This is a genomic window from Bartonella sp. B41 (assembly GCF_053795765.1).
In genome coordinates this window covers 168,730-194,362 of the sequence record NZ_CP200037.1, presented here as the reverse complement: position 1 = coordinate 194,362, position 25,633 = coordinate 168,730, and the positions used below count along the sequence as shown (strand labels likewise).

At 36.9% G+C, this 25,633-nt stretch carries 22 protein-coding genes; 7 read left to right on the top strand and 15 right to left on the bottom strand.

Annotated features, from left to right (window positions below):
- Positions 1–11 precede the first annotated feature (11 nt).
- Together guaA and V4P54_RS00720 are read right to left on the bottom strand one after the other, a co-directional pair.
- Positions 12–1,568, bottom strand: coding sequence for a glutamine-hydrolyzing GMP synthase (guaA, locus tag V4P54_RS00725; RefSeq protein ID WP_455477256.1), 1,557 nt, complete (start codon positions 1,566–1,568; stop codon positions 12–14).
- Positions 1,569–1,699: 131 nt separating this feature from the next.
- Complete coding sequence (locus V4P54_RS00720) at positions 1,700–2,986, bottom strand: RsmB/NOP family class I SAM-dependent RNA methyltransferase (protein WP_455477255.1); 1,287 nt, start codon at positions 2,984–2,986, stop codon at positions 1,700–1,702.
- Positions 2,987–3,475: 489 nt separating this feature from the next.
- Between V4P54_RS00720 and V4P54_RS00715 the strand changes: the two genes are divergently transcribed.
- Complete coding sequence (locus V4P54_RS00715) at positions 3,476–3,625, top strand: hypothetical protein (protein WP_455477254.1); 150 nt, start codon at positions 3,476–3,478, stop codon at positions 3,623–3,625.
- Between the two features lie 169 nt (positions 3,626–3,794).
- Here V4P54_RS00715 and guaB read toward each other — a convergent pair whose 3' ends face one another.
- From guaB to V4P54_RS00700, 3 genes are all read right to left on the bottom strand, one after another.
- The gene (gene guaB / locus V4P54_RS00710) at positions 3,795–5,294 is read right to left on the bottom strand and encodes an IMP dehydrogenase (protein WP_455477253.1); all 1,500 of its coding nucleotides are present in this window, start codon (positions 5,292–5,294) and stop codon (positions 3,795–3,797) included.
- Positions 5,295–5,437: 143 nt separating this feature from the next.
- Positions 5,438–7,009: a phospholipase D-like domain-containing protein gene (locus V4P54_RS00705; protein ID WP_455477252.1), complete on the bottom strand. Its 1,572-nt coding sequence runs from the start codon at positions 7,007–7,009 to the stop codon at positions 5,438–5,440.
- Positions 7,010–7,347: 338 nt separating this feature from the next.
- The gene (locus tag V4P54_RS00700) at positions 7,348–8,733 is read right to left on the bottom strand and encodes a sigma-54-dependent transcriptional regulator (RefSeq protein WP_455477251.1); all 1,386 of its coding nucleotides are present in this window, start codon (positions 8,731–8,733) and stop codon (positions 7,348–7,350) included.
- A 254-nt stretch (positions 8,734–8,987) separates the two neighbouring features.
- Between V4P54_RS00700 and V4P54_RS00695 the strand changes: the two genes are divergently transcribed.
- The 3 genes from V4P54_RS00695 to V4P54_RS00685 all read left to right on the top strand — a co-directional run bounded on the left by V4P54_RS00695 (position 8,988) and on the right by V4P54_RS00685 (position 12,539).
- A complete protein-coding gene (locus V4P54_RS00695; protein ID WP_455477250.1) occupies positions 8,988–9,347 on the top strand; it encodes a hypothetical protein in 360 nt (119 codons plus the stop codon).
- Between the two features lie 861 nt (positions 9,348–10,208).
- Positions 10,209–11,468: a lytic murein transglycosylase gene (locus tag V4P54_RS00690; RefSeq protein ID WP_455477249.1), complete on the top strand. Its 1,260-nt coding sequence runs from the start codon at positions 10,209–10,211 to the stop codon at positions 11,466–11,468.
- A gap of 12 nt (positions 11,469–11,480) precedes the next feature.
- A complete protein-coding gene (locus tag V4P54_RS00685) occupies positions 11,481–12,539 on the top strand; it encodes an SGNH/GDSL hydrolase family protein (protein WP_455477248.1) in 1,059 nt (352 codons plus the stop codon).
- A gap of 117 nt (positions 12,540–12,656) precedes the next feature.
- Here V4P54_RS00685 and V4P54_RS00680 read toward each other — a convergent pair whose 3' ends face one another.
- Positions 12,657–14,681 carry a M3 family metallopeptidase gene (locus V4P54_RS00680; RefSeq protein ID WP_455477247.1) on the bottom strand — a complete coding sequence of 675 codons (2,025 nt, stop codon included), beginning with the start codon at positions 14,679–14,681 and terminating at the stop codon, positions 12,657–12,659.
- Between the two features lie 340 nt (positions 14,682–15,021).
- Between V4P54_RS00680 and mgtE the strand changes: the two genes are divergently transcribed.
- From mgtE to ppa, 3 genes are all read left to right on the top strand, one after another.
- Positions 15,022–16,398: a magnesium transporter gene (mgtE, locus tag V4P54_RS00675; protein ID WP_455477246.1), complete on the top strand. Its 1,377-nt coding sequence runs from the start codon at positions 15,022–15,024 to the stop codon at positions 16,396–16,398.
- A gap of 299 nt (positions 16,399–16,697) precedes the next feature.
- Entirely contained in the window at positions 16,698–18,518 is a 1,821-nt protein-coding gene (gene typA, locus V4P54_RS00670; RefSeq protein ID WP_455477245.1) for a translational GTPase TypA, read from the top strand.
- A gap of 73 nt (positions 18,519–18,591) precedes the next feature.
- The gene (gene ppa / locus V4P54_RS00665; protein ID WP_455477244.1) at positions 18,592–19,122 is read left to right on the top strand and encodes an inorganic diphosphatase; all 531 of its coding nucleotides are present in this window, start codon (positions 18,592–18,594) and stop codon (positions 19,120–19,122) included.
- 69 nt (positions 19,123–19,191) lie between these two features.
- Here the strand turns inward: ppa and V4P54_RS00660 are convergent, their stop codons facing one another.
- The 9 genes from V4P54_RS00660 to V4P54_RS00620 all read right to left on the bottom strand — a co-directional run bounded on the left by V4P54_RS00660 (position 19,192) and on the right by V4P54_RS00620 (position 25,621).
- Positions 19,192–19,491, bottom strand: coding sequence for a DUF167 domain-containing protein (locus V4P54_RS00660; protein ID WP_455477639.1), 300 nt, complete (start codon positions 19,489–19,491; stop codon positions 19,192–19,194).
- Between the two features lie 24 nt (positions 19,492–19,515).
- On the bottom strand, positions 19,516–19,809 hold the full coding sequence (locus V4P54_RS00655; RefSeq protein ID WP_455477243.1) for a YggT family protein: 294 nt from the start codon (positions 19,807–19,809) through the stop codon (positions 19,516–19,518).
- Between the two features lie 323 nt (positions 19,810–20,132).
- On the bottom strand, positions 20,133–20,693 hold the full coding sequence (locus V4P54_RS00650) for an invasion associated locus B family protein (RefSeq protein WP_455477242.1): 561 nt from the start codon (positions 20,691–20,693) through the stop codon (positions 20,133–20,135).
- 105 nt (positions 20,694–20,798) lie between these two features.
- Complete coding sequence (locus V4P54_RS00645) at positions 20,799–21,320, bottom strand: RNA pyrophosphohydrolase (protein WP_455477241.1); 522 nt, start codon at positions 21,318–21,320, stop codon at positions 20,799–20,801.
- Between the two features lie 31 nt (positions 21,321–21,351).
- Positions 21,352–22,662, bottom strand: coding sequence for a S41 family peptidase (locus tag V4P54_RS00640; protein WP_455477240.1), 1,311 nt, complete (start codon positions 22,660–22,662; stop codon positions 21,352–21,354).
- The gene (locus V4P54_RS00635; protein ID WP_455477239.1) at positions 22,652–23,932 is read right to left on the bottom strand and encodes a murein hydrolase activator EnvC family protein; all 1,281 of its coding nucleotides are present in this window, start codon (positions 23,930–23,932) and stop codon (positions 22,652–22,654) included. Before V4P54_RS00635 ends, V4P54_RS00640 begins: the two co-directional genes overlap by 11 nt.
- A gap of 106 nt (positions 23,933–24,038) precedes the next feature.
- Positions 24,039–24,521: a 23S rRNA (pseudouridine(1915)-N(3))-methyltransferase RlmH gene (gene rlmH, locus V4P54_RS00630; protein WP_455477238.1), complete on the bottom strand. Its 483-nt coding sequence runs from the start codon at positions 24,519–24,521 to the stop codon at positions 24,039–24,041.
- Between the two features lies 1 nt (position 24,522).
- Positions 24,523–24,966: a ribosome silencing factor gene (gene rsfS, locus V4P54_RS00625; protein ID WP_455477237.1), complete on the bottom strand. Its 444-nt coding sequence runs from the start codon at positions 24,964–24,966 to the stop codon at positions 24,523–24,525.
- A 61-nt stretch (positions 24,967–25,027) separates the two neighbouring features.
- Positions 25,028–25,621, bottom strand: coding sequence for a nicotinate-nucleotide adenylyltransferase (locus tag V4P54_RS00620; protein WP_455477236.1), 594 nt, complete (start codon positions 25,619–25,621; stop codon positions 25,028–25,030).
- Positions 25,622–25,633: the final 12 nt, after the last annotated feature.

Genomic DNA, 25,633 nt, shown 5'->3' with positions numbered 1-25,633 from the left:
CTTAATTTTAATCATTCCCACTCAATAGTTCCAGGAGGCTTCGAGGTTATATCATACACAACGCGGTTAATCCCCTTAACTTCATTAATAATACGGGCTGCTACTTTCCCTAAAAATTCCATATTATATGGATAAAAATCGGCAGTCATTCCATCTATAGACGTTACAGCGCGAAGAGCACAAACAAATTCATAAGTGCGACCGTCGCCCATTACACCAACAGTCTGAACGGGAAGAAGAACGGCAAAGGCCTGCCAAATTTCATCATAAAGACCAGATTTATGTATCTCATCAAGATAAACAGCATCAGCTTCACGCAAAATTTCTAATTTTTCACGCGTAACTGCACCTAAGCACCGAACTGCAAGCCCCGGTCCTGGGAAAGGATGACGGCCAATAAACTGCTGAGGTAACCCTAATTCTTGCCCCAAAGAACGTACTTCATCTTTAAACAGCTCACGTAATGGCTCTATGAGTCTCATATTCATCCGTTCTGGCAATCCTCCCACGTTATGATGACTTTTAATTGTTACTGATTGACCAATAGATGACACGCTTTCAATAACATCTGGATAAAGTGTTCCCTGCGCTAAAAATTCTGCTCCCCCTATCTTTTTGGTTTCTTCTTCAAACACTTCAATAAAAAGGCGACCTATCGTTTTTCGTTTTTTCTCTGGATCTGTTTCACCTTCTAAAGCATTAATAAACGTATTCGCAGCATTAACGTGAATCAACTTTATGTTACAATGACTTCGAAACAATGTGAGAACTTCTTCAGATTCATTTTTACGCATCAATCCGTGATCTACAAAAATACACGTTAGCTGATCTCCTATCGCTTCATGAATAAGCATAGCTGCAACAGATGAATCAACACCACCTGAAAGACCACAAATTACACGACTTTTTCCAACTTTCTCTCGTATCCCAACAACTGCTCGATTACGATAAGAAGCCATTGACCAATTACTTTCAAGACCAGATATTTTGTGTACAAAATTCTGTAACAATTTTGTACCATCTGGTGTGTGCACAACTTCAGGATGAAATTGCACCCCATAAAAACGGCGTTTTTCATCAGCAATAGCAGCATAAGGAGCACCTTTTGAGATTCCTATGACACGAAAACCTTTTGGCAAAGATGTCACGCGATCGCCATGGCTCATCCATACCTGATAAAAGGATCCTTTCTTCCAAACACCATTAAAAAGTGCACTATCTTCTTTTATCTCCAAAAAAGCACGTCCAAATTCACGCTCATGCCCAGCTTCAACTTGTCCACCAAGCTGAACACACATAGCTTGTTCACCATAACAAATCCCGAGAACTGGAATACCAGCTTCAAAAACTTCCGTCGGAACACGTGGTGATCCATCATTAAGAGTTGAATAAGGACTTCCAGATAGAATAATAGCTTTAGGCTTTATTTTTGTAAGCCATTCTGAAGCAGATTGAAACGAAACAATTTCAGAATAAACGCCCATTGCTCGCACTCGCCGCGCGATCAATTGTGTTACTTGCGAACCAAAATCAATAATAAGGATAATGTCTGAATGCAATATGCTCATAAAAAACCAATCAATGATCATTAAAAATTAGGAAATGAGATTTATTATCCAATCTTTTCTTTTTCACAAGATACTTAGCATGAAAAATATTATTCTTATAATATTCAAAATAAAAAGCATAAAAATATCAGTTAATGCTTTTGTTGCAAAATAGATAAAAAAAAGCCATCTGTATTTGTTGATGCTGGAGATAAAGTAAGTCCGTAATTTGAAAATATAGGTTGTACGGACGAAAGGCCAAAATGTTTTTTCCAAAGTTTTTGTATATCTATCGGATAAAAATTAGAATGCTGCTGGAGAAAGTGAGAAATTTGTTCTTCATTCTCATCGGCAAAAAGAGAACATGTAATGTAGACTAAACGACCACTTGGCTTGAGGTAATTCAATGCCGAATTCAAAATCGTCCTTTGCTCTGCTTGACGCCGTTTTACTTGTTCTAATGTTAAACGCCATTTCGCATCTGGACGACGACGCCATGTTCCTGTTCCACTACACGGCACATCTAATAAAACAATATCCATGTGGCCCACCAGTGATTTTAATTCTTCTACGTGCACCCGTGGTTGTACATTATGAATACCGGAACGTCGAAGACGATCAAAGATAGGAGCCAAGCGGATTTTGTCTGAGTCATAAGCATAAATTTGTCCACGATTCCTCATACTAGCAGCCAATGCCAATGATTTTCCGCCAGCTCCAGCACAATAATCCAACACTTGCATGCTTTCTTTGGCTTCAACAAGATAGGAAACGATCTGTGATCCCAAATCCTGTATTTCAAGATGTCCCTTTTGAAAAGCAGGTTCAACTTGAATATTTGGATGACGGAAAAACTTTTCAATAGGAGGAATTCTTAAAGCTTGGCTAAACCATGATAGAGACTGAATTTCTATTTTTGATAATTCTTTCAATACCTTCTCTGGCGTTGCTTTTAAAATATTCACACGTAAATCTAAAGAAGGGCGTGTTGCTAATGCCGTAGCTTCAATTATCCAATTATCAGAGAATACAGAACGTAAATGATCTTGACACCACTGAGGAACATCACCACGAATATGGTCTGGTGCATCAATCAATTGCCGTTCTTGCCATGATCTACGCTGTTTAATTCCTAATAGTTGTGGTGCAAATCTGTCTTCCCTTAACTGGCAATCAATTTGCTCAATCGTCATTTTTTCGTCATCTAAGAGAACACCAAAAACAATATCTCTGAGATCATCACTATCCATACGCCATGGTAAAGAATAACGCTTCCTCAAAACATCATAAACAATTGTACCAATCATTGCACGATCACTTGCCCCAGCGAATCGATGAGACTCTCCCCAATCTTTTAAAGCTTCACTTGCAGGACGATGCCGAGTTTCTATCTCTTTTAAAACATCTACTGCTGCCTGCAAACGTCCACCTAATCTCATTTATTTCTCCCATTTAATTCAAAAAAAGAACAAAATCATCTCTCTCACTACCAGTGAAATCTTTTAAAAATTATCACAAATTTATTGTGAATGATTCTGGTTATAGTTTTTCACAGCACTCAAACCTACCATCTCATATACTTCTTACTCATACCCTCTATAACTCAAAATGCTACATAAAATTCTATTTAATAAGACAAGAAAAAATGTTAGAGTTTTTTATTAAGTGTGCAAAAATTACAAAATCATCCTTTTTCGGTAAAATAATTGTTTAATAAATTTGCATCACCGCACTCAATATAAAGTATCCCATACCATAAAATGGATTTCTTCTTTGAAACATGGAAAAATTCTTCTTTCAAAACAGCGAGAATCCATCTTGTTCCAAATAGAACATCATATAACTTTTAAGAAAACTCTTGGAACCACTATTTGGCACGACCGTTTTTATTGTACTGGTCACACCAGATAATTTGAAAGGAGAAAATAATGAATAACTACAATAATGGGAAAACAGCTTCATCTAAAAGCCGCCACAATACCATACCCTCAAACAATGGAAAGAAATCCGTCCAAAGTGATCAAAATAACACTCGCCAACGCGTGTCAAAAACGGGGCGGAATACTTCAAAAAGCTAATTTTCTCAATTTCATTTAACTAGTAGAAGGAATTGGAACATTATTTTCTGATTCCTTCCCTCTACTTTGAAGATTATTTCGAAAAAAACCGCTGCTAAAAATGATCATTCCTATACATCGTTTAGAAACAATTGTTTTGTCCGTGAAAAACAAATTAATCTTTTACAAACTAAACAGGAGCACGATAATTAGGACTCTCCCGAGTGATAGTAACATTATGTGTATGGCTTTCATGAAGACCAGCATTGGTAATACGGACAAAAGTTGCTTTTTCACGAAACTCCGCTAGATCTTTCGCACCAACATAGCCCATTGAAGCACGCAATCCTCCAGCAAGCTGATGCAAAACCGACGCTATAGGACCTTTGTAAGCAACTTGACCCTCAACACCTTCTGGAACTAATTTAAGCGCATCGCGAACTTCATCCTGAAAATAACGATCTGCTGATCCTCTTGCCATAGCACCAACAGACCCCATACCACGATATGCTTTAAACGATCGCCCTTGATAAAGATAAACCTCACCAGGACTTTCCTCCGTACCCGCCAAAAGAGATCCAATCATGGCAGCACAAGCCCCACCTGCCAAAGCTTTGGCAAAATCACCTGAAGCCTTTATGCCACCATCAGCAATCACAGGAATACCAGCTTTGTCAGCAACCTCTGCAGCACTCATAATAGCCGCAAGCTGGGGAACACCAACACCTGCAACGATTCGTGTTGTACAAATAGAACCAGGACCAATACCAACTTTTACTGCATCCGCACCGCTATCAATCAAAGCTTTCGTTGCTTGGGGAGTTGCTATATTGCCAGCAATAACAGCTGTAGAAGGAGCCATTTTTTTTATACGCTCAACTATTTCCAGCACACGTTGAGAATGTCCATGAGCTGTATCAATCACCAACACGTCAACGCCCGCATCAATTAACCTCTCAGCTCGTTCCATCCCATCATCCCCTACACTACTCGCAGCAGCAACACGTAAGCGACCTTGAGAATCTTTAGCAGAATTTGGATTTAATTGCGCTTTTTCAATATCTTTTACCGTTACTAAACCAACGCAACGGTTTTGTTCATCTACAACCAACAATTTTTCAATACGATGGTGATGCAAAAGATATTTGGCTTCGTCTAGTTGAACATTTTCACGCACTGTGATCAAATTTTCATGCGTCATTAACTCATAAATTTTCTGTTTTGGATCTGATGCAAAACGCACGTCTCTATTTGTCAAAATGCCAACAAGACGCCTAGCAGGCTCACCTTGAGCGCCACTTTCAACAACTGGAATACCAGAAATACCATAAGAATGCATCAAAGCTTTTGCCTCTTCAAGTGTTGCATCAGGACCAATTGTCACTGGATTAACAACCATACCGGATTCAAATTTTTTTACCTGACGAACCTCTTCAGCCTGCTCTGCAGGAGACATATTACGATGGATGACACCAATGCCACCAGCTTGAGCCATAGCAATTGCTAAACGTGATTCCGTTACAGTATCCATCGCAGCGGAAAGCAAAGGCAAATTTAACTCAATATCAGCGGCAATACGCGTTTTAATATCTACTTGGCTAGGCATGACAAGAGAATGACCAGGCTGTAAAAGCACATCATCAAAAGTCAGTGCTAATGCACCCGTCCCTGTTTCAACAATCTTTGCCATCGCCAAATTCCTTTAATAACAAATGCCGCAAGAAGCTTTAAACACAACTGCGGTTTTTATAAGTTGTGGATTGGCAACGAATTATGCCATGCGACAAACAAAATGAAAAGAAAAATAATCCCTGATATGTAATTTATCAAATTCTACAATTGCGACTCAATAGGCAACAAACTTATTATTTTTGTAAATGCACGACGCCAAAAGTTGCTTTCTGGTTCATGGTCAATGCTGTATCGTTTCTTGTTCTCAATAAAATCCCAATAAATGCGATTGTTATCACCGAGACGAAGATGATAACTCATTTCGCCAGTCGTTTCTTCAGAAAAAAGCAGATCCAACCTAGCAGCAATCGGTGCACATTCAAAAAGAATGCCCATTTCTGTATTTAATGAAGCAGATCTAGGATCGAAATTTAAAGATCCAATGAAAGCAATTTTACTATCAACTAAAAAAGCCTTGGTATGTAAGCTTGCTTTGTTTGATCTGAATAATCGCAATCCATGAGTTTCTCCATCTGGTTTTAACTCATAGAGCTTAACACCACTTTTCAGCAACGCCTTTCGATATGGCACATAACCGCCATACGCAAGTGCAACATCAGTAGCTGCTAAGGAATTAGTAAGAATTTTGACATTAACGCCTTTCGAAACCAAATTTTTAAAACTTTGCGTACCGATATTACCGGGAACAAAGTAAGGTGATGTAATTTGAACTGTCTTCTTAGCATCTCCAATGACTTGTGAAATTGCCTTTATAAGCCAATTTTCTGCTTTTTTACGTAATGCTTTTTCTGGAGGATCTGAAAGAACAGCAACTTTATCCGCCAAAAATAATCGCTTTCCTGTCTGAATAAAACGTTCAAGGCTAATATACTCATTGACGTAATCTAAGTAAATTTTTGCGGCGTCGGAATCGCGAAATTGCCGTAATTTATCTTTCCAATAACCAAAATCGCCTATGCTTTTTGGAACAACCAGAGTATGAATTGGCAAAACGACAGAGCTATTCCAAAATTCATCAAAAATAGCCTCTACCTTTTTCACTGACGGGCCTATTAGCATCAAGTCTAGATCTCGAAAACGTGATTTTTTTCCTGCATCAAAATAAGAATCTGCAAGATTCCGTCCCCCCACAAGTGCCACTCGACCATCTATAATGAAAGCTTTATTGTGCATTCTGCGAGTTACAATAATCGCTCGCAATATAATCTCTAAACCACGGCGAAAAACACCCCTACGCGACCGCCCAGGGTTAAACATTCTCACCTCAATATGAGGATGTTTATCCAACGCAATATAAGCAGGATCGCGTGCCTGAGCATTGATATCATCTAGAAGAAGCCGCACTCGAACACCACGGTCAGCTGCCTCTACTATTTCACTTAACAACAAACGGCCAGTTAAATCATCATCCCAAATATAATACATAAGATCAAGACTACGTCCAGACTGTGCAGCCCCTATTGCACGAACAAAAAATGCATCCAAATTACTTACGATAAGCGAAAGAGCATCTTTATTAACTCCGAGTCCGTCTTCTTTCTCTGCTAATTTATTGACCAAGCGATCAATCTCAGTCTCATCTTCTTTGATAGCAAATGCATAAGAAAGTACACCACGAGCATTTTTAATAAAGCGACCATATGTATAAATCGCCAATACAGATGCAATAAAAAAAAAGATAATAAAATCAATAGAGATTCGTAACAGAGTCAAAGAGAATTAACTTTCCATTTTCAAATCATCACACATAGATACAAATCATAACACTAAAATCCCATCTAAAATAGGAATATATATAGCATTCCATCCCTTACTTGAAAGTAACCTAAACATCACACTAATGTGATCCAAAATTTTTTTCAAAATTAAACTGATATTTAAAATGCACAAAATGTTGTTCATTAATCTTAAGAATAAACTTAACTAAAGTAACGAAAACTAAAAAAGAAAGATTCAACGATGATTCTATAAAGAAAAAAACAATTCCCTTTTACCAAGAAATGTCATCCTTTTTTAAAAGCCTATTTTCTGAACCAAACAGCGTTGTTAACTTACTTCTGATCTTGGTCGTCTTCTACTCTCAAACTTTCTATTTTGCGATAAAGTGTAGAACGTCCAATACGAAGACGACGAGCAATTTCACTCATACGCCCTTTGTAATGTTTAACAGCTCTTTCAATAATGTCGCGCTCCAAATCAACAAAAGCACGCACATGCCCATCGACATTAAAAAATTGTATCGACTCCCTTTCACATTGCTCTTGAACGTTATTGTCCATGATATTAGAGACACCTATTAATGGATTTCCAATTAATTGTGGAAAATCCCGAACGGTTAATAGTGGCCCATCACTCAATAAAATTGCACGAAATAGTAAATTTTCAAGTTCATATCGATTACCTGGCCAATCATATTGCATAAGCAATGAGAGAGCTGATCCTGCCAGACCATGTACATGTGATCGCCCTGTTTCAGTGATAATATTGTCAATTAAACGTTGCATAAGCTCTGGAAAATCATCCCTCAATTCTCGCAAAGGAGGAACATTGATAGATAATTGGGAAATATGTTCAAACAAACTGCTTAAAAAAAAGTCTTCTTTAACTAAATCTGCTAGCCGAGACGTTGAAATAGCAATGACCCGAAAAGAAGGAACTTTATCCTTTTTAGCCTTTTCTCTTTCTTTAAGGTAATGTGCAAAACGCCTTTGTTGTGCAGGCTCAAGTCGATCAACATCACAAAGGCAAAGTGTTCCTTTCTCAAGGGAAGATACCAATGGTAAAAACTCTTCAAACCACTTTCTATTTTCTTCTGCTGGATCAATAATCGATGAACATTGGAAACGAATAAAATCTCCCTCTGATAACAAACCCTCATGATGAATAATACGAGCCAGTGTTTCTCGTCCAGTTCCAACTTCACCCTCTATTAAAAGATTCTGTAAAGATGCTGCCGCTCTTTTCGATTGTTCTAAGAGAATTTGCATTGCCTTGCTTTTTATGCAAAGATCCGAAAATCCTAAATGATTTTTATTTTTGTGGCGAATGTAACGAAGGTCTCGTTCCAATGCAGAAATGAGAGCAAGAGTATTCAAAGTGACTCTTAATCGCAATGGTGTGACTGGGTAAATCCAATAATCAATGGCTCCAGCTGTTAAAGCTTTCTGGAGTAATTCTTGGTTGTCTTGTTGTGCTATCACAACAATAAAAACAGAGGCACCAGTAACCTTAATCATTTTAATCAAATCACTCACACTCAAATCGCTCATAACGACATCAAGAAGAACAAGAACAATGTTTTTTCGTCTGTGTAAGAGATCAATCGTCCGTAAGCCATTTTCTGCTTCAATGACACGATAACCAAAACCGCGGAGGATAGCAGCGAGCTCTATGCGCCTCCCATAGTCTTCACTTGCAACAAGAATGGGACCAACCATAATTTTAATAATCTCCTCTGAGACTACTAAGCAACTTAACATAAGAATTATCGCAAATCACAAGAATATACCTTATCTTGTATGTTTTGCGAACAAACCTCACCAAGCTGTTAATTAAATACAATATTAAGGCACTTTTTTCCATTTTTTTTGCTTTTTTATTGATTTTCATCAAAATTTTCATATTGACTAATGGAACAATTCGATAACGTTAAAAGTTGATAAGTGAAGCAACATAAATCAGAGTAAAATCAATGAAGCAAATCTGCCGTATCTTGTGTCTTACGATCACCGCTTTAGCACTAGGAGCCTGTGGTTTTTCACAATATTATGGACAAAATATGCCAGCTGGAATTGATGGTGAATGGGTCGATGAGAATGGTATCATTTCTTCTTTCCGTAATGGTGTCTTTGAAACACGAGCAGCAGATACAAAAGAGAAATTGTCAGAAGGTACCTACGACTACGTTGGTGCGCAACATGTAGATATTGAAATACGCTCAATTCTCCGCGGAACAATATCCAAGGTGAATTGTGTAATATCAAACAACACAACACAACTTTTCTGTACGTCACGTTCGGGATCACAATTTTCTCTTAAGCGAAAAATTTGAATAAAAGTATATATCATTATAGAAATATGTAAGGCATATTTGTGACAGAAAACCGTAAATTTATTTAATAATATGATTTTTCTGCTCAAATATGCAAAAAATGCTGGTATAATTTTCCCGCTGGAAAAATTCATGGTTCATTATAAATCGTACGGAGTGATCCATTCTTCTTCTAAGTAAAAATTTTAACAATCTGCTTTTCAAAAAAAATAGGCTTCGCTATTAACTTTATCTTTTACTAACAAATAAAAAATTTTGTCATAATATAAAAAGCAATCAATTAAGATAGCATCAGTACGTAAAAGATTATGAAAGTGAAAATTTCTATTTACTTATATTCAATTACGAAAAAATCTACGTGGAAATACCATTAATAAAAACCATTGCAGATTAAACAAATACATCCAAATTAACAATTTTCGGATTATTTGTTATTATATCATAGACGCCGAATTTTGATGAATTGAGGAGAATATTGCGCACAAAATTATCATAGTTAATTTTTGCATTGTAAACAAAATTTAATTGAAAATAAAGTAGGAAATTTCTTTCATTTGTATAACCACTCTTATAAGACCTATAGCAAATTTTGTATTTTCGTACTCTCAACCAATCATATAATTTTCTAGATTTATTGATTGTATTCTCTCATTAGAACATTTTTAAATACCTTGTTGTTCAAATTGCTATTGATAATAGACAACAAAAATGCACAAGAGTATGATGACCTTTGGGAATATTGCCTAAAACAAACATCTTGTTTCAGTGTCCTCATTTACTTGACAACAAAATTGATAAGACCACATACAAAGTATAGCTACAAAACATTAAAATATTTAAACATTGATAGAATATCTAAAAATGAAAACAATAAAATCTGAGACTTTTACCTACTTAAGAAAAACCGTGAACGAAGTTTCTTCTGTCGTTGGTTTATCTGCTATTTTTTTTGTTTTTTTAATGTTTTTTACACCACTTTCCAGTGCTGAAGATGGCTTTAAGCTCTGGATTCAAGAATTTAAAAAAACAGCTCTAGCCAACAATATCTCATCATCTACGTTTGATATAGCGTTTAAAACTATCAACTCAATTGATCCGGAAGTATTGGAAAGGGCGGCATATCAGCCAGAGTTTGTGAATCCTTCATGGCTCTATTTTGATAATCGTATCCATGACATTGCAATCGTTGAAGGAAAACGTCAAGCTAAAGAATTAAAAAAGTGGCTTCCTAAAATTGAGAATCGTTTTGGCGTTGATAAAAATATCCTCCTTGCAATTTGGTCAATAGAAAGTAATTATGGAAAAGTCCTGGGAAATAAAAATGTGATGCGTGATACCATTCGCTCACTTGCAACCCTATCCTATGCTGATCCAAAACGTGCAAAATATGCACGCACGCAATTAATTGCTGCTCTGAAAATTTTGCAAAGTGGTGAGATTAACCGTTCTCAACTTATTGGATCTTGGGCTGGCGCATTGGGACATACGCAGTTTATTCCAAGTAGTTATCTTGCTTATGCCGTTGATATGGATGGAGATGGACGACGAGATATCTGGACATCAGTTCCAGATGCTCTTGCTACTGCCGCTAATCTTCTTCACATGAATGGGTGGAAATCTGACTTACCTTGGGGAATGGAAGTTAAACTGCCACAAGGAACAAATTTTCCAAGTGATTGGTGTTCCTTTGAACAATGGGCAAAGCTTGGTGTAAAAACTGCAAATGGGCAGCCTCTTCCTTCATCACCTGAAACAGCAATATTGAAATATCCAGATGGTTTAAAAGGGCCTGTATTTCTGGTAACAAAAAACTTTTTTGTTCTTAAACGTTACAATAATGCAGATCGCTACGCCTTCGCTGTTTCTCTTTTAGCTAACCGCATTGCCGGACATCCTAAACTAGTGAAAGATTGGGAACGACCATTTCATCCTCTTACTTTTCAAGAATGTAAAGAGCTGCAATCTCGCCTTGCTGCACTCGGCTATTATCAAGGAGAGATTGATGGAAAAATCGGAACAGCCTCTAGAAAAGCAATTAAAATCTTCCAACTGCATCATAATTTAGAGGAAAACGGATATCCAAGCTCTCAAATGCTTTTTCTTCTTCGAAAACAGAAATAAGGAGTAAAATACTTGTTTTATCTCCGATATGTGCACTTGGTTTACCTGTTTTCTTTCGCACTTACCCTTATTTTCATACAACAAAACCCAGCCAAAGCAGAGAATTTTTTTAAATTATTTTTTAATCACAGCGAACCAAAACAACGATTACAGATTGTAGAACAAAAAATATACAAACCACAAAAAAAAATTACAATACGGGTATCTGCTCAAAAACTAAAAGCAGAAAATGCAAAACGTGTTCTGATTATAGGTGATTTTGTAGCTTCCGTCGTTGCCAATGAACTCAATTTTTTTTTCAATGATAATAGGGATGTCCTTATTATTAACAATTCCGTACCATCTTCTGGCCTAATTCGAACCGACTATTATTCTTGGCAAAAAAATATTTCCAAGCTTATCTATACACATAAACCCGACGCCATTGTTATCGTCATAGGTGCAAATGATAATCAGCCAATTACAACTCCTAATGGTATCATAAGCACAACCCAACCAGAATGGATAGCCATATATAAACAAAGAATTGCTGAAATTGCAACAAGCCTTCATAATTCTGGAAAACCATGGATATGGATAGGCCAACCCTCTTTTAAAAACAACAATCTAATGCAAAAAATGAAGAGTTTTAATGATCTTTATAAAAATGCAACAGAAGTAGAAAGCGGATATTTTCTTGATATTTGGAATGACTTTGTTGACACACAGGGACAATTTTCTTTTTCAGGCTGTGATATAAATGGAAAAACAGTGATGCTACGTACAAATGATGGTATTAATTTTACTCCTGAAGGAAAGAAAAAAATTGCATTCTATTTAAGAAAAAAATTAGAAACTGTCTTAAACTTTGGTTCATTTTCTGATGGCAATACACATTCTACGGATCTAAATACTTCAAAACCCACACAAGAACCAAATTATGTTAAACGTATGCATCCAATGAGCCTTGACGATATGGCACAACAAAATACCCGTTTGCTAGATAAAACAGATTCAACAATGATAAAAAAATCATTGTCACTTCCAAATGGAAACAAAATAAATAGAGCAGATAATTTTTTCTTCCCATAATATCTTATTAAAACATGGAATCTAATTTTCTTTACAAATGAAGTAACTTTTGTTTCATAAAGCCGTGTTGAGCGAAAAAATTTTACAATATGGTATGTAAAACATGTTATGATAGCTTTAAATTCCACGTTTTTTGATCATAGCCTCAGGTGAAGGCAACCGTCCCCGAAAAGCCTTATAAAGCTCCTCTGGATCAGCGCTTCCTCCGGCAGAATAGATAAAACGCTTTAATCGATCTGCAAGCTCTGAATTAAAAACATCGCCTATCTCTTCAAAGGCTTGAAAAGCATCAGCATCTAGCACTTCTGACCACATATAAGAGTAATAACCAGCGGCATAACCGTCTCCTGAGAATATATGTGTAAAATGTGGAGGACGATGACGCATAACAATTGCATCAGGCATTTTCAGCCTTTTCAGCTCACGATGTTCAAACGTTGTTGGATCAGTTATCATTTCTCCTTTGTGAAAAGCCATATCCACAAGAGCTGATGAAGTAAATTCAACTGCAAAAAAACCAGCATTAAATGTCTGTGCTGATATAATTTTATCCATCAGTTTTTGTGGTATAGGAAGCCCTGTTTTTACGTGTATAGCATAAGATCTTAATACCTCTGGCACAGTTAACCAATGCTCAAAAAGTTGAGAAGGCAATTCAACAAAATCACGTGAGACAGACGTACCTGATACGGATGGCCATTTTACATCAGAAAGCAAACCATGCAATGCATGCCCAAATTCATGAAAAAGTGTGCGCGCATCATCAAGAGATAAAAGAGCAATATCTCCTCTGGGTGGTTTAGCAAAATTACAAATATTGTAAATGATAGGTTTTTGTCCTTCATTCAATTTATGCTGAGATTTTAGACTACTCATCCATGCCCCGGACCGTTTCGAAGGACGTGCAAAATAATCACCTATAAAATATCCTAGAAGACTTCCATCAGATTTTTTAATTTCCCACAAACGCGCGTCAGGGTGCCAAAGTGTAATAGTGTTTTTTTCTTCAAATGAAATCCCAAAGAGCTTTCTCGCTACTGCAAAAGCGGCCTCAATCATGCGATCAAGTTGAAAATAGTATTTAATCTCAGTTTCATCAAAAGAAAACTTTTTAGCTCGTAATTTTTCAGAATAATAACGCCAATCCCAAGCTGCCAAAGGTTCATTGTTTCCCTGAGTTTTTGCAAAATCTTGCAGCTCAACCTGTTCAGCAGCAGCTTTAACTCGTGCTCTTTCCCATATAGGAATAAGCAAATCCATGACAGCATTAACGTTCTTTGCCATAGTATTATCAAGTTTCAAATCCGCAAAAGATTGATACCCTAATAACTTAGCCCGTTCATCTCGGAGAGCAATAATCTCTACAATATTTTTTCTATTATCATTATCGTTGTTATTTTCGCCGCGTTTAGACCAAGCGTTAAATACCATTTTTCGTAAGTCGCGTCGATGAGAGAATTTTAAAAAAGGCTCAATAATTGAGCGTGCCAATGTTAACGCATAAGCCTTCTTATTGCCCCTTTCATGAGAAATTTCCCTCATTGACGCAATAAGGTCTTCAGGCAAACCACATAAATCTGTTTGTTCTAAAAATAAAACCCACTCAACTTCATCTTTTAAGACGTTCTGTCCAAAGGAAGCACTTAAAAAAGCAAGCCTCTCATTAAGCTCAACAAGCCTTCTCTTTCCTTTTTCATCAAGCTTTGCACCGTTGCAAACAAATTGTTTCCACCATAGTTCAATAACCCGTGTTGTTTCACAATCATATACACCTTTTTTAGATTGCTTATAGAGTACATCTATTTTTGCAAATATTCGTGCATCCATCATAATTTTTGAAGAGTAATGAGAAAGCTTTACAGCAAACTCTTGTTCTAATTTCTGAATTAACTCATTACTATGTGCACCGGAGCGTAAAAAAAATACTGAACATACACAATCAAGCTCTTTACCAGAAAGCTCAAAGGGCTGCAAAAAATTTTCAATTGTTGGCGCTGCCTTCATCGTTGCAATTGCTTCTATTTCTTCTTCTGCCTTTTTAAGTGCCTGTTCAAAAGCAGGTTTAAAATCATCATCACTAATCGAAGCAAGATCAGGAAGCCCTAAAAATCTTGTCCAATCCAGCGCTACTACTTTCGTCATAATACCACATATCTCCATTATAAATTGAAGGCACAGTTGTTGTCTCTACGACATAAATTGTAAAATTGTCTAGAGTGTTTCAAAATAAACTTCTAAACACAGTATCTTGGTGCAAAAAATATAAAAGAAACTTTGATTTGGAATGATTAATAAAAATATCAACATATCTAATTCACGAAATTGTTTATAGCTTGCTATACCTTCTTGACTTTATTTTAAATATTAACAATTGAGAATATGATTGGGGGGGGATTTTTTTTAAATTTTCCATAATTTTTTATTGATCTTACTCCATATATCTGGATTCATAATTCTCCAACTCTTCGGAAGGTATTTTATAATGACTGAAATCAAAACGACCTTCAACTTTAATAATTTATCTCCAAAAGTTCTCGCTGAAGAATTAAAAAATCAGCATTTTGCTGATTCAATTGATATCATCAATGATCTCGATATTATGGAACGTGTTACTGTCCTCAGTCTCTTGCCTCTCGATTATGCTGTCGAACTTTTTGATAAACCAGAGCTTAAACAACCCGCAGCTATTCTTGATCTTCTTCCAATAAACCGTTCTGTTGAAATCCTTGATGGTATGTCTGCAGATGCCGCCGCGGACGTTTTTCAAGAAATGGATAAGAAAACCCGCACGCGACTTTATAGCCTGCTCAAACCCTTAACGCGAGCGGAACTAAAAAAACTTACTAGTTATCCAAACAATACAGCTGGAGCATTGATGACAACAGAATTCATAGCAGTTCCAGCAAACTGGACAGTAAAAAAAACTCTTGATCACATCCGCGATGTCGAACGAACACGTGAAACTGTTTATACAAGCTATGTTATTGATCCCAAAACAGGTACTCTTCTCAAAGCTGTTTCACTCAGGAATCTTATTCTTGCACTGCCTGATGAACAAATTCTTAATGTCTCAACGCATGATACACCCATCACAATCTCCCCTTTCATGGATCATGAAGATATTGCCCGTCTTTTTCGACGCCATGACCTTCTTTCAGTACCAGTTGTTGATGAAAGTGATCATGTCATCGGTATTGTAACCGTTGATGACGTGCTTGATGCTATGGTCGATGAAATGAATGAAGACGCTTATAAATTTGGAGGAATGGAAGCTCTCAATAAACCGTATATGCAAATAAATTTTCTTGGAATGATGAAAAAACGCGGAGGTTGGCTTTCTCTACTATTTGTAGGTGAAATGTTCACAGCGAGTGCTATGCAATATTTTGAAACAGAACTTGAGAAAGCTATTATCCTTACATTGTTCATTCCTCTCATTATGAGCTCAGGAGGAAACTCTGGTTCACAAGCTACATCCCTTATAATTCGTGCATTGGCTTTACGTGAACTCACACTTAGTGATTGGTGGAAAGTTGTCATTCGTGAAATCCCAACGGGACTATCTCTTGGTCTTTTACTTGGTATTATTGGAGTCATGCGCATTACTATCTGGCAACAATTAGGCATCTATAACTATGGTGAGCATTGGATTGCAGTTTCCATAACGGTAGGAACAGCATTAGTTGGAATCGTTATGTTTGGTTCTTTATCTGGCTCTATGCTTCCTTTTATACTGAAAGGTTTCAAATTCGACCCAGCAAGTGCTTCTGCTCCTTTTGTAGCAACTTTAGTGGATGTTATGGGTATTATAATCTATTTTTCTGTTGCTTCTCTGATTTTGTCTGGCATCATACTCTGAAATGCGAAATAAAAAACGCATTTTTATAGTCTTTACGTAAGTGTGGAGGATTTTTTATATTTGAAGTAAATTTTTTAGCATAACCTCAATATAGGAGTTATTGTAACTGGTAGAATTCTCTGAAAGAATCTTTAAGTCAGTAAAGCATAATAAAACTCTATCAAGAGCCTTTAACATAAAAACAGTTCTTCCTCTTCCAAAATTATAAAAAAACATGTAAAAGGCTTTTTGAGAATACAGCAGGGGGCGCGAAAGTTTCGCCTCAAATGGAATTTCATTAAACGAAAAGAAGAAAATTTATGCAATTGCGTAACATTGCCATCATTGCCCACGTCGATCATGGGAAGACGACACTCGTAGACGAACTTCTCAAACAATCAGGTAATTTCCGCGATAATCAACGCACAAGTGAGCGCATGATGGACTCAAACGATATTGAGAAAGAACGTGGAATTACAATTTTAGCAAAAGTAACATCCGTTGTTTGGAAAAACATCAGAATTAATATTGTTGATACACCTGGCCATGCTGATTTTGGTGGAGAAGTTGAACGTATTTTAAATATGGTAGATGGAGCAATTGTACTTGTTGATGCAGCTGAAGGTCCAATGCCACAAACAAAGTTTGTCGTCAGTAAAGCATTGAAAATAGGATTGCGCCCAATTGTTGCCATCAATAAGATTGACCGGCCTGATGCACGTGCTAATGAAGTTATCAATGAAGTTTTTGATCTTTTTGCTGTTCTTGATGCAACAGATGAGCAGCTTGATTTTCCCATTCTTTATGGATCAGGCCGTGACGGGTGGATGGCTGAAACTCCAGAAGGACCAAAGGATCAAGGATTATCCCCTTTATTTAATTTGATAATTCGTCACGTACCCTCTCCTACAGTAGGTGAAGGTGCATTCAAAATGATCGGAACAATTCTTGAAGCAGACCCATTTTTGGGAAGAATTATTACAGGCCGTATTCATTCAGGCTCTATTAAACCAAATCAAAATGTCAAAGTTCTAGGGCAAAATGGAAAAGTTTTGGAGACTGGACGTATTTCGAAGATTCTGGCATTTCGTGGGCTAGAACGGCAACCTATTGAAGAAAGTATTGCTGGTGATATTGTGGCAATTGCAGGACTGCAAAAAGGTACCGTCGCGGATACTTTCTGTGATCTTTCGGTCAATGAAGCACTTATCGCACAACCAATTGATCCCCCTACCGTCACCATGAGTTTTCTTGTTAACGATAGTCCTTTAGCTGGAACTGAAGGAGACAAAGTAACAAGTCGTGTTATCCGTGATCGTTTATTAAAAGAAGCAGAAGGAAATGTAGCTCTTAGAATTGAAGAATCAGCTGATAAAGATTCTTTCCACGTTTCAGGACGAGGAGAATTACAACTCGCAATTCTCATTGAGAATATGCGCCGTGAAGGATTTGAGCTTAGTGTTTCACGTCCACGTGTTGTTATGCAAAAAGATGAAAATGGAACAGTTCTTGAACCAATCGAAGAAGTTATGATCGATGTAGATGAAGAATATTCCGGAATCATTGTTCAAAAAATGTCTGAGCGTAAAGGAGAAATGGTTGAACTTCGTCCTTCCGGAGGTAACCGTGTACGCCTTGTTTTTTACACACCAACTCGAGGACTTATTGGCTACCAATCTGAACTTTTAACTGATACACGTGGTACTGCAATTATGAATCGCCTTTTTCATTCATATGAACCTTATAAAGGAGATATTAGCGGTCGTACAAATGGTGTTATGATCTCGAATGATAATGGTGAATCTGTTGCCTATGCTCTTTTTAATCTTGAGGATCGTGGGCCTATGGTGATTGATGCAGGTGTTAAAGTTTATCAAGGTATGATTGTTGGAATACACTCACGTGATAACGACTTAGAAGTAAATGTTTTAAAAGGGAAAAAATTGACTAATATGCGCGCATCGGGAAAAGATGAAGCTGTGAAATTAACTCCTCCTATCAAGATGACGTTAGAACGCGCTCTATCATGGATACAAGATGATGAACTTGTTGAAGTAACCCCTAAGAATATTCGTCTGCGAAAACTTTATCTGGATCCAAATGAACGTAAACGTTTTGAAAAAACACGCTCTCATTTTTAATATGATATCATAACTTTCTTGATAAAATGTTTTATTATCATTCTTTTAATTATATTCCAGAAAGGATATTTAAATGAATATTAAAGAAATACCCGTTGGCAAAAACCCACCTGAAGATATTAATGTTATTATTGAAGTCTCTATTGGTGGTCAGCCGATAAAATATGAAATGGACAAGAAATCTGGAGCGTTGTTCGTTGATCGTTTTCTCCATACATCAATGGTTTATCCTGGGAATTATGGCTTTGTCCCACATACTCTTTCAGATGATGGCGATCCTATCGATGTCCTTATTTGCAATACTCGTCCACTCATTCCTGGCTGTGTTATTAATGTTCTCCCAATCGGTGCTTTGATCATGGAAGATGATGGCGGTAAGGATGAAAAAATTATTGCAATACCTAATCCAAAATTAACGCAACGATACATAAACATTCACAATTACGTGGATATCCCTGAAATTACGTTAAAGCAAATTGAGCATTTTTTCAAACATTATAAAGATCTTGAACCTGCAAAATGGGTTAAAGTTGAAGGTTGGCGTGATAAGAATTTTGCACGTGAGTTGATCAAGAGAGCAATCGAGAATAACAAAAAAATATAATGATCCTAATAAAAAAGCCTATTTTAGATAGGCTTTCGTATTTTGTTTGTTGTTTACAATAAAATAAATCTAAAAAGATTGTAATATTTTTTTTATTTCTTTTAAATGTTTTGAAAAAAAAATCTGTTTATGACGTGATGTCATACCACTCTTAAGAGAAATGCAAGAAGATGGAATCCTCCATTGCTTTGCCAGAAATTTAATTAGTGCTTTGTTTGCCTTTCCATCCTCAGGAACAGCACGGAGACGTATAACCAAATGCTGTTTTCCATCGCCCCTAGATTCTACTCCAATTATCCTATCAACTGAAGACTTTGGAACCAAATACACATACAGAACCAAGCTATCCTCATCAACTTGGTGAAACATCATTCTTTTCCTAATAAGATATTTCTAAAAGTACATGCCCGCATAAAATCGCCACATAAGCACACGAATAAAATAAATAATCATAAATACTATGATAGGTGAAATATCAATTTCTCCAAGATTTGGTAAAATTCGTCGTATTCGACCTAAAATTGGCTCCGTAACACGATATAGAATCCCCCCTATCAAAATAACAAAGCGATTACGTGCGTTTATAATATTAAATGCATAGAGCCAAGAAAAAACCACGCTTGTGATCAATACGTAAGTATAAATACTAAAAACTAGATCAATTACTTGAAGCAATGCATAAACCATCTCTTATCTCTTTTTCAGTTAACAGAATAGAGGAACATACGCAAAACACTTATTTGAATAAGCTTCTTTATCAAGTGATGGCTTTTTTCCTCCATATATTCATATTACTTTTCAAAGTAAAAAATACAAGCACCCAAGGATCTCAATTTCTATATGATCATCAAAAATAAAATTTAATAAAATAGAAAAATTACTAAGATATTGAAATTATAAGAAATTTTAACTACCTCACGCCATGTGCACACTGTATAATCCATAGACATAACTAAACCTTAAAACCAAAACGGCCTCTAAAGGCCGTCTCTTCTTTATTTCGAATAACACTATTTATGTAAAGTAGCCAAACGATTAAGCGCATTACTGAAACCGTTCAACTGAACAAACAAATCTTTCAGAACTGGTTCTCCTGGAGCAGCAATCGTCATGGCTAGTTTTAAATTCTTTCCTGCACGTAAAGCTGCCACAAAATTTTTATCAAAAACTATTGGGACAATACATCCTGCTGGGACACAAGTTCGAATACCAGTTTCAATAACAGCTTTTCCATCATCAATTTGTAAACGAACAGGCTTAGAAACTAACATACCAAAAGGAACTGTTAAATTACCAGATACAACACCATCAGAATTGAGAACAACATTCATAGCCAAAATGACACGATTTTGGTCATTGACTTCTTGACGATGCATGAAACAAATTTTTTTCCCATCCTGTATACCACAGTTAATACTCCACAAACCATAAGTCTCAGTTAAGGAAGAAGCACCATTTGGAAGCGTCGCCGCTACAGGCTTCGGTGCAGGTGACTTTTGATCTGACGCAAATACTGTAGAAGAAATACTCAAGAGAATAAAAATTGTAAATAAATTGAATAACTTTTTCATCTTACATTCCAGTTCTTTACATAAAATAGAATCATTTTTATTTTAACAGTTATATATAATATAAAGCATCCGAACGAAAAAACAGTGTCCTATCATTATACACATTCATAAATGCTTCGGGATACCTCGAAATTCGCTGACGACTTTTGTGTAAACATGTCTTTTAAATGAAACAACAATTGAAGGCAAAATTTCTATATCAACCCATTTCCATTGATCGAACTCTGCTTTATTGCCATCTGGAGGCGGATTAATGGCAATTTCAGAAATCTTTCCTGTAAACTGAAAAGCAAACCATTTTTGCATTTGCCCACGATATTTATTATTTAATGTACATCCAACAAGTTCTTGTGGAAAATCATAATGGAACCAATCCTGTGCCTCCTTAATCAACTTTATAGACCGCATACCAGTTTCTTCATAAAGTTCACGACGCGCTGCATCTAACGGATCTTCATTTTCATCAATTCCTCCTTGAGGAAGTTGCCAACCACCAGATATTTCAGCACTTCCATGCACAAAAGCTATCAAACGACGTCCAATCCACACTCTACCGTCGTTATTAAAAACCAAAATCCCAACACCTTTTCGATAAGGAAGATCTTTAACGTCTATAATTGCATTCATTAAATCATCACCAAAAATCGTAGATCCTTTCCTACCTCAAAATATCCTTATTTGGATCAGGTGGAAATGCTGCATTTGCCATTTCACCCCGTAAAAGTTTATAAGCTTCATTTAACTGAATATCGTCTTTAGGATCTTGTGGAACAAAAGCAGCTGAACCAGATCCCTTATTGCTTTCTCTCTTTCCTTTAATATGCCCCTTTAACTCAGATTCACCAAGTTTCACGTCATAGCCCTTGTACTTTTCAGGCAATGGCTGTTCAACAATAATATCTGGTGTAATACCAGTTCCCTGAATTGAAGTACCAGACGGCGTATAATAAAGCGCTGTTGTTAAACGTAAAGCGCCATTTTCTCCTAAAGGAATAACCGTTTGAACAGATCCTTTACCAAAGGATTGTGTTCCTAAAATTGTAGCACGACGGTGATCTTGTAACGCACCTGCAACAATCTCAGAAGCGCTTGCTGAACCACCGTTGATAAGCACTATCATAGGCTTTCCCTTTATGAGATCCCCTGGCTTAGCATCAAACCTCATCACATCATTTTTTTTACGCCCACGAGTTGATACAATCTCACCTCGATTAAGAAAAGCGCTCGAAACACTAACAGCCTGATCTAAAAGCCCTCCTGGATTAAGCCGCAAATCAAGAACATACCCCTTCAGCTTATCTTGAGGAATTCTAGATTGAATGTCTTTAATTGCGGCCTGCAGATTACCAAAAGTTTGCTCAGAAAATTGAATAATTCTTAAATATCCAATATCACCCTCAATGCGATATTTTACTGCTTTTACCTTAATAATATCGCGGACAACCTTAATCTCAAGCGGCTTATCAACACCAGAGCGAATAATCGTCAACGTGATTGGCGTTCCAGCTGCCCCACGCATTTTATTGACAGCTTCGTTCAATGTTTGACCATTCGTTTGTACACCATCAATTTTTGAGATAAGATCTCCAGCCAAAATCCCAGCTTTTGAAGCGGGCGTATCATCCATTGGAGAAACAACTTTAATCAAACCCTTCTCCATGGTTACCTCAATACCAAGACCTCCAAACTCTCCTTTAGTAGAATCACGCATATCCTTCGCTTCTTCGGTATTCAAATAAGATGAATGCGGATCAAGCGATGTCAGCATACCATTGATTGCATTTTCAATGAGCTTTTTATCATCTGGAACTGTCACATACTGAGCGCGAACCCTCTCGAAGATGTCACCAAAAATTGCTAACTGCTTATAAGTATCACCTTCATTATTCGCAGAAACAGATTGCACTTCAATCATTGAAATGGCGCCGAGCAAGACCCCAGCTACCAAAAAAATAACTTTACGAATCATTTTGGTTCCTTCTCGATTTTTCAGTCCTCCACCAAGGGATCGGATTTACAGGCTTCCCCTGTTTTCTGAACTCAATGTAAAGCATTGGAGCACTTTTGCCTATATCCAATGTAACACTGTTTGCAATAAATTGTGTTCCCATCGTACCAAGAGGCTCACCTGAGAGGACAAATTGCCCTTGAATAACGTTAATTTTAGACATACCAATCAAAACAATATGATAACCACTCCCGACATTGAGAATAATCAATTGTCCGTAAGAACGAAAAGGTCCAGCAAAAGCAACAAGAGCATTAGCAGGAGCTATAACAACAGCCTCTGGTTCTGTTTCAATCACTTCACCAAACCTTATAACCTGTGAACTATTACTAACACGTCCCACTCTCTTTCCTGAAACGGGAAAAAGCAAAGAACCTTTTTGATTTTCAAAATTACGCTGTTCCAATAATTGTAGATTTTTTCGTACTCGCATAGACACATTAGAATTAATCTGTGACTGACGATCAAGCTCTAAAACCAATTCTTCCAAAGACTTAACTTTTTTAATAAGAGAAATGCTTTTTTGTCGCTGCTCCATCAATTCTTTTTCTGATATTTTTTGCAGCTTAGATTTTTCTTTTAATAAAAGCTCCAAATGTTTTCTCTGTTCTGCTTGATTTCGTATTTTAACCTTTAGAGACGCATATTCCGTGGTAATTGAGTTACTAATATTAGTTAACTCTTTTAAACTGACTGCCAAAGCTTTTATTTTTTCCTGCATTTCTGGAATAACGGCTCCCAACAAAACAGAACTGCGCATAGACGATAATACATCTTCAGGCCGTGCCATAAGAGCAGGAGGTGGATTCAGTCCCATTCGCTCTAAAATGGCAAGAACTTCTGCAAATTCAGCTTTACAGCTATTTAAATTGCGGCGCATTTGTTCCTGCTTCTCCACCATTTTTTTCAATTTTTCTTCCCTTTTAGCAACATCGTTTGCTATAATTCGCTCTATTTGAGCACCCTTTATTAACGCATCAATCAAAGCTTGTTGATCTTTTTTTAAGAGTTCAACTTGATTAGTAAGAAAAGTAATACGTTCACGCGAGATAGATATATTCTGACGAATTTCTTCTAATGCCCTATGTACTGCTGTGCTACTAATAGCATCTTCAGCACGTGATGGAGACAAGACAAATAATATACTTAGAACCAACGCAACGGATATCATGTAACTCTTATATGAATACCCAATACTTCTATGAAGAAAATTCTTCATTTGCTCGTTCATTTGCTCAACCATTAAGCCTCATTACACAAATCAGAGATGCTTTAAACGGTGTCACCTAAAACAATATTAATAAATGCAGAAACAAAGATAAAATTATACAAAAATACTAAGCGCGATGATAAGGATGATTGCACAAAATCGTTACAGCCCGATAAAGCTGCTCTGTCAGCAATATACGTGCAATTTGATGTGGCCACGTCATACAACCAAAAGACAAAAGAAAATCAGCTCGTTTCCTTATCTGTTCATTATGCCCATCCGGCCCCCCTAAGGCCATCACTAAATCACGAACACCCTCATCACGATAACACCCCAATTTTTTGGCAAAAGCAAATGATGAAATCGATTGACCACGCTCATCCAATACAATTAATCGATATTTTTCTGGCAAAAAGTCAATAAGCTTCCTCCCCTCTTCTTCCATACGCTGACATGCTGTCTGAGCACGACTCTCCGATATTTCCTGTAATATTTTAAAATGTAATCCTACAGTTCCAGAGTTTCTAATAAAACGATCCAAATAATGGTGAATCAATTTGTGCTCAACCCCTGTCTTCATACGACCAATAGCAAAAATAGAAATACGCATATCAACGATCCCCGAAGAGAACCGATTTTGTATTATCTAAATCCGGAACTAACAGTGCCGTTTCTAAATCATAAAAGAGGCGAATTTCAGTACGAAAAAGATGAACAATAATGTCTCCTGTATCGATCAATACCCAATCACTACCAGTGAGTCCTTCTACATTTGCACGACCATACCCTCTGTCTTTCCAAGTGCGTAGTAAATAATCAGCAACAGCGGACACATGACGCTGTGAATGCGCTGAAGCTATGACAACATAATCAGCCAAAGACGATTTCCCATGAATGTTAATAGAAACGATATCTTCTGCTTTTGCATTTTCTAAACTATCGAGAATAAGTTTTAGGCCATCATCCACAGAAAAACCTTTCTTTTCATTAGAAAATGCAAAACTGCCAGTATATTTTTGTAAAATGTTTTCCAGAATAATCTCCTCTCTTATCACTTAAAATACAGGAAGAATAATCACCTCTTCGAAAAAGAGTTTGCAAAATCTGATAAAATATTCAAGAAAAATCATTCTCCCTTAAACGAAGATTCGTTGAAGACTGAAAAGACAAAGGTCCGTGCAAATACACCCAAGCTGGGGGCTTCATAAAAGGCAATTGTATGCTTTCTCTTTCATCTAAACGAAAACGATGATAAATTTGTGCCATACGAGAAGAAAGTGCGGGCGTACGCACCAAAGGACGATCAATCACTGCAATAGGAATCATCGACACAAGGTCGCGCCACCGATGCCAATAATGAATCATTGCAAAACTGTCCGCACCTATAATCAGCACGAAATGCACTTTACTATAATAAGTAAGAACATGAGAAACTGTATCTATTGATACCTTGCTGCCTATAACCTGCTCAAAACCCGTCACGCGAATTTTTGGGTGATCAACGAGCGCAACACTTAACCGTATCCTCTCATCCAGAGATCGTAATTGAGTGCATTCCTTTAAAGGATTCTTCGGAGTTACCATCCACCATAATTGATCAAGATTCAAACGCTTAATTGCAATTTTCGCAACAAGAAGATGTCCCACATGTGGTGGATTAAAGGATCCACCAAAAAGACCAACAACATTGGATCTTTCTACATATGGCATACGGCTTTTCCA

Coding starts and splice junctions, on each gene's coding strand:
- guaA (WP_455477256.1), bottom strand. CDS start 1,568: ATGAGCATATTGCATTCAGACATTATCCTTATTATTGATTTTGGTTCG.
- guaB (WP_455477253.1), bottom strand. CDS start 5,294: ATGGCAAAGATTGTTGAAACAGGGACGGGTGCATTAGCACTGACTTTT.
- V4P54_RS00640 (WP_455477240.1), bottom strand. CDS start 22,662: ATGATTCGTAAAGTTATTTTTTTGGTAGCTGGGGTCTTGCTCGGCGCC.
- V4P54_RS00660 (WP_455477639.1), bottom strand. CDS start 19,491: ATGTTTCACCAAGTTGATGAGGATAGCTTGGTTCTGTATGTGTATTTG.
- V4P54_RS00635 (WP_455477239.1), bottom strand. CDS start 23,932: ATGAACGAGCAAATGAAGAATTTTCTTCATAGAAGTATTGGGTATTCA.
- rlmH (WP_455477238.1), bottom strand. CDS start 24,521: ATGCGTATTTCTATTTTTGCTATTGGTCGTATGAAGACAGGGGTTGAG.
- V4P54_RS00715 (WP_455477254.1), top strand. CDS start 3,476: ATGAATAACTACAATAATGGGAAAACAGCTTCATCTAAAAGCCGCCAC.
- V4P54_RS00680 (WP_455477247.1), bottom strand. CDS start 14,681: ATGACGAAAGTAGTAGCGCTGGATTGGACAAGATTTTTAGGGCTTCCT.
- V4P54_RS00720 (WP_455477255.1), bottom strand. CDS start 2,986: ATGAGATTAGGTGGACGTTTGCAGGCAGCAGTAGATGTTTTAAAAGAG.
- V4P54_RS00700 (WP_455477251.1), bottom strand. CDS start 8,733: ATGGTTGGTCCCATTCTTGTTGCAAGTGAAGACTATGGGAGGCGCATA.
- ppa (WP_455477244.1), top strand. CDS start 18,592: ATGAATATTAAAGAAATACCCGTTGGCAAAAACCCACCTGAAGATATT.
- V4P54_RS00650 (WP_455477242.1), bottom strand. CDS start 20,693: ATGAAAAAGTTATTCAATTTATTTACAATTTTTATTCTCTTGAGTATT.
- V4P54_RS00690 (WP_455477249.1), top strand. CDS start 10,209: ATGAAAACAATAAAATCTGAGACTTTTACCTACTTAAGAAAAACCGTG.
- V4P54_RS00655 (WP_455477243.1), bottom strand. CDS start 19,809: ATGGTTTATGCATTGCTTCAAGTAATTGATCTAGTTTTTAGTATTTAT.
- V4P54_RS00620 (WP_455477236.1), bottom strand. CDS start 25,621: ATGCCATATGTAGAAAGATCCAATGTTGTTGGTCTTTTTGGTGGATCC.
- V4P54_RS00645 (WP_455477241.1), bottom strand. CDS start 21,320: ATGAATGCAATTATAGACGTTAAAGATCTTCCTTATCGAAAAGGTGTT.
- V4P54_RS00695 (WP_455477250.1), top strand. CDS start 8,988: ATGAAGCAAATCTGCCGTATCTTGTGTCTTACGATCACCGCTTTAGCA.
- mgtE (WP_455477246.1), top strand. CDS start 15,022: ATGACTGAAATCAAAACGACCTTCAACTTTAATAATTTATCTCCAAAA.
- typA (WP_455477245.1), top strand. CDS start 16,698: ATGCAATTGCGTAACATTGCCATCATTGCCCACGTCGATCATGGGAAG.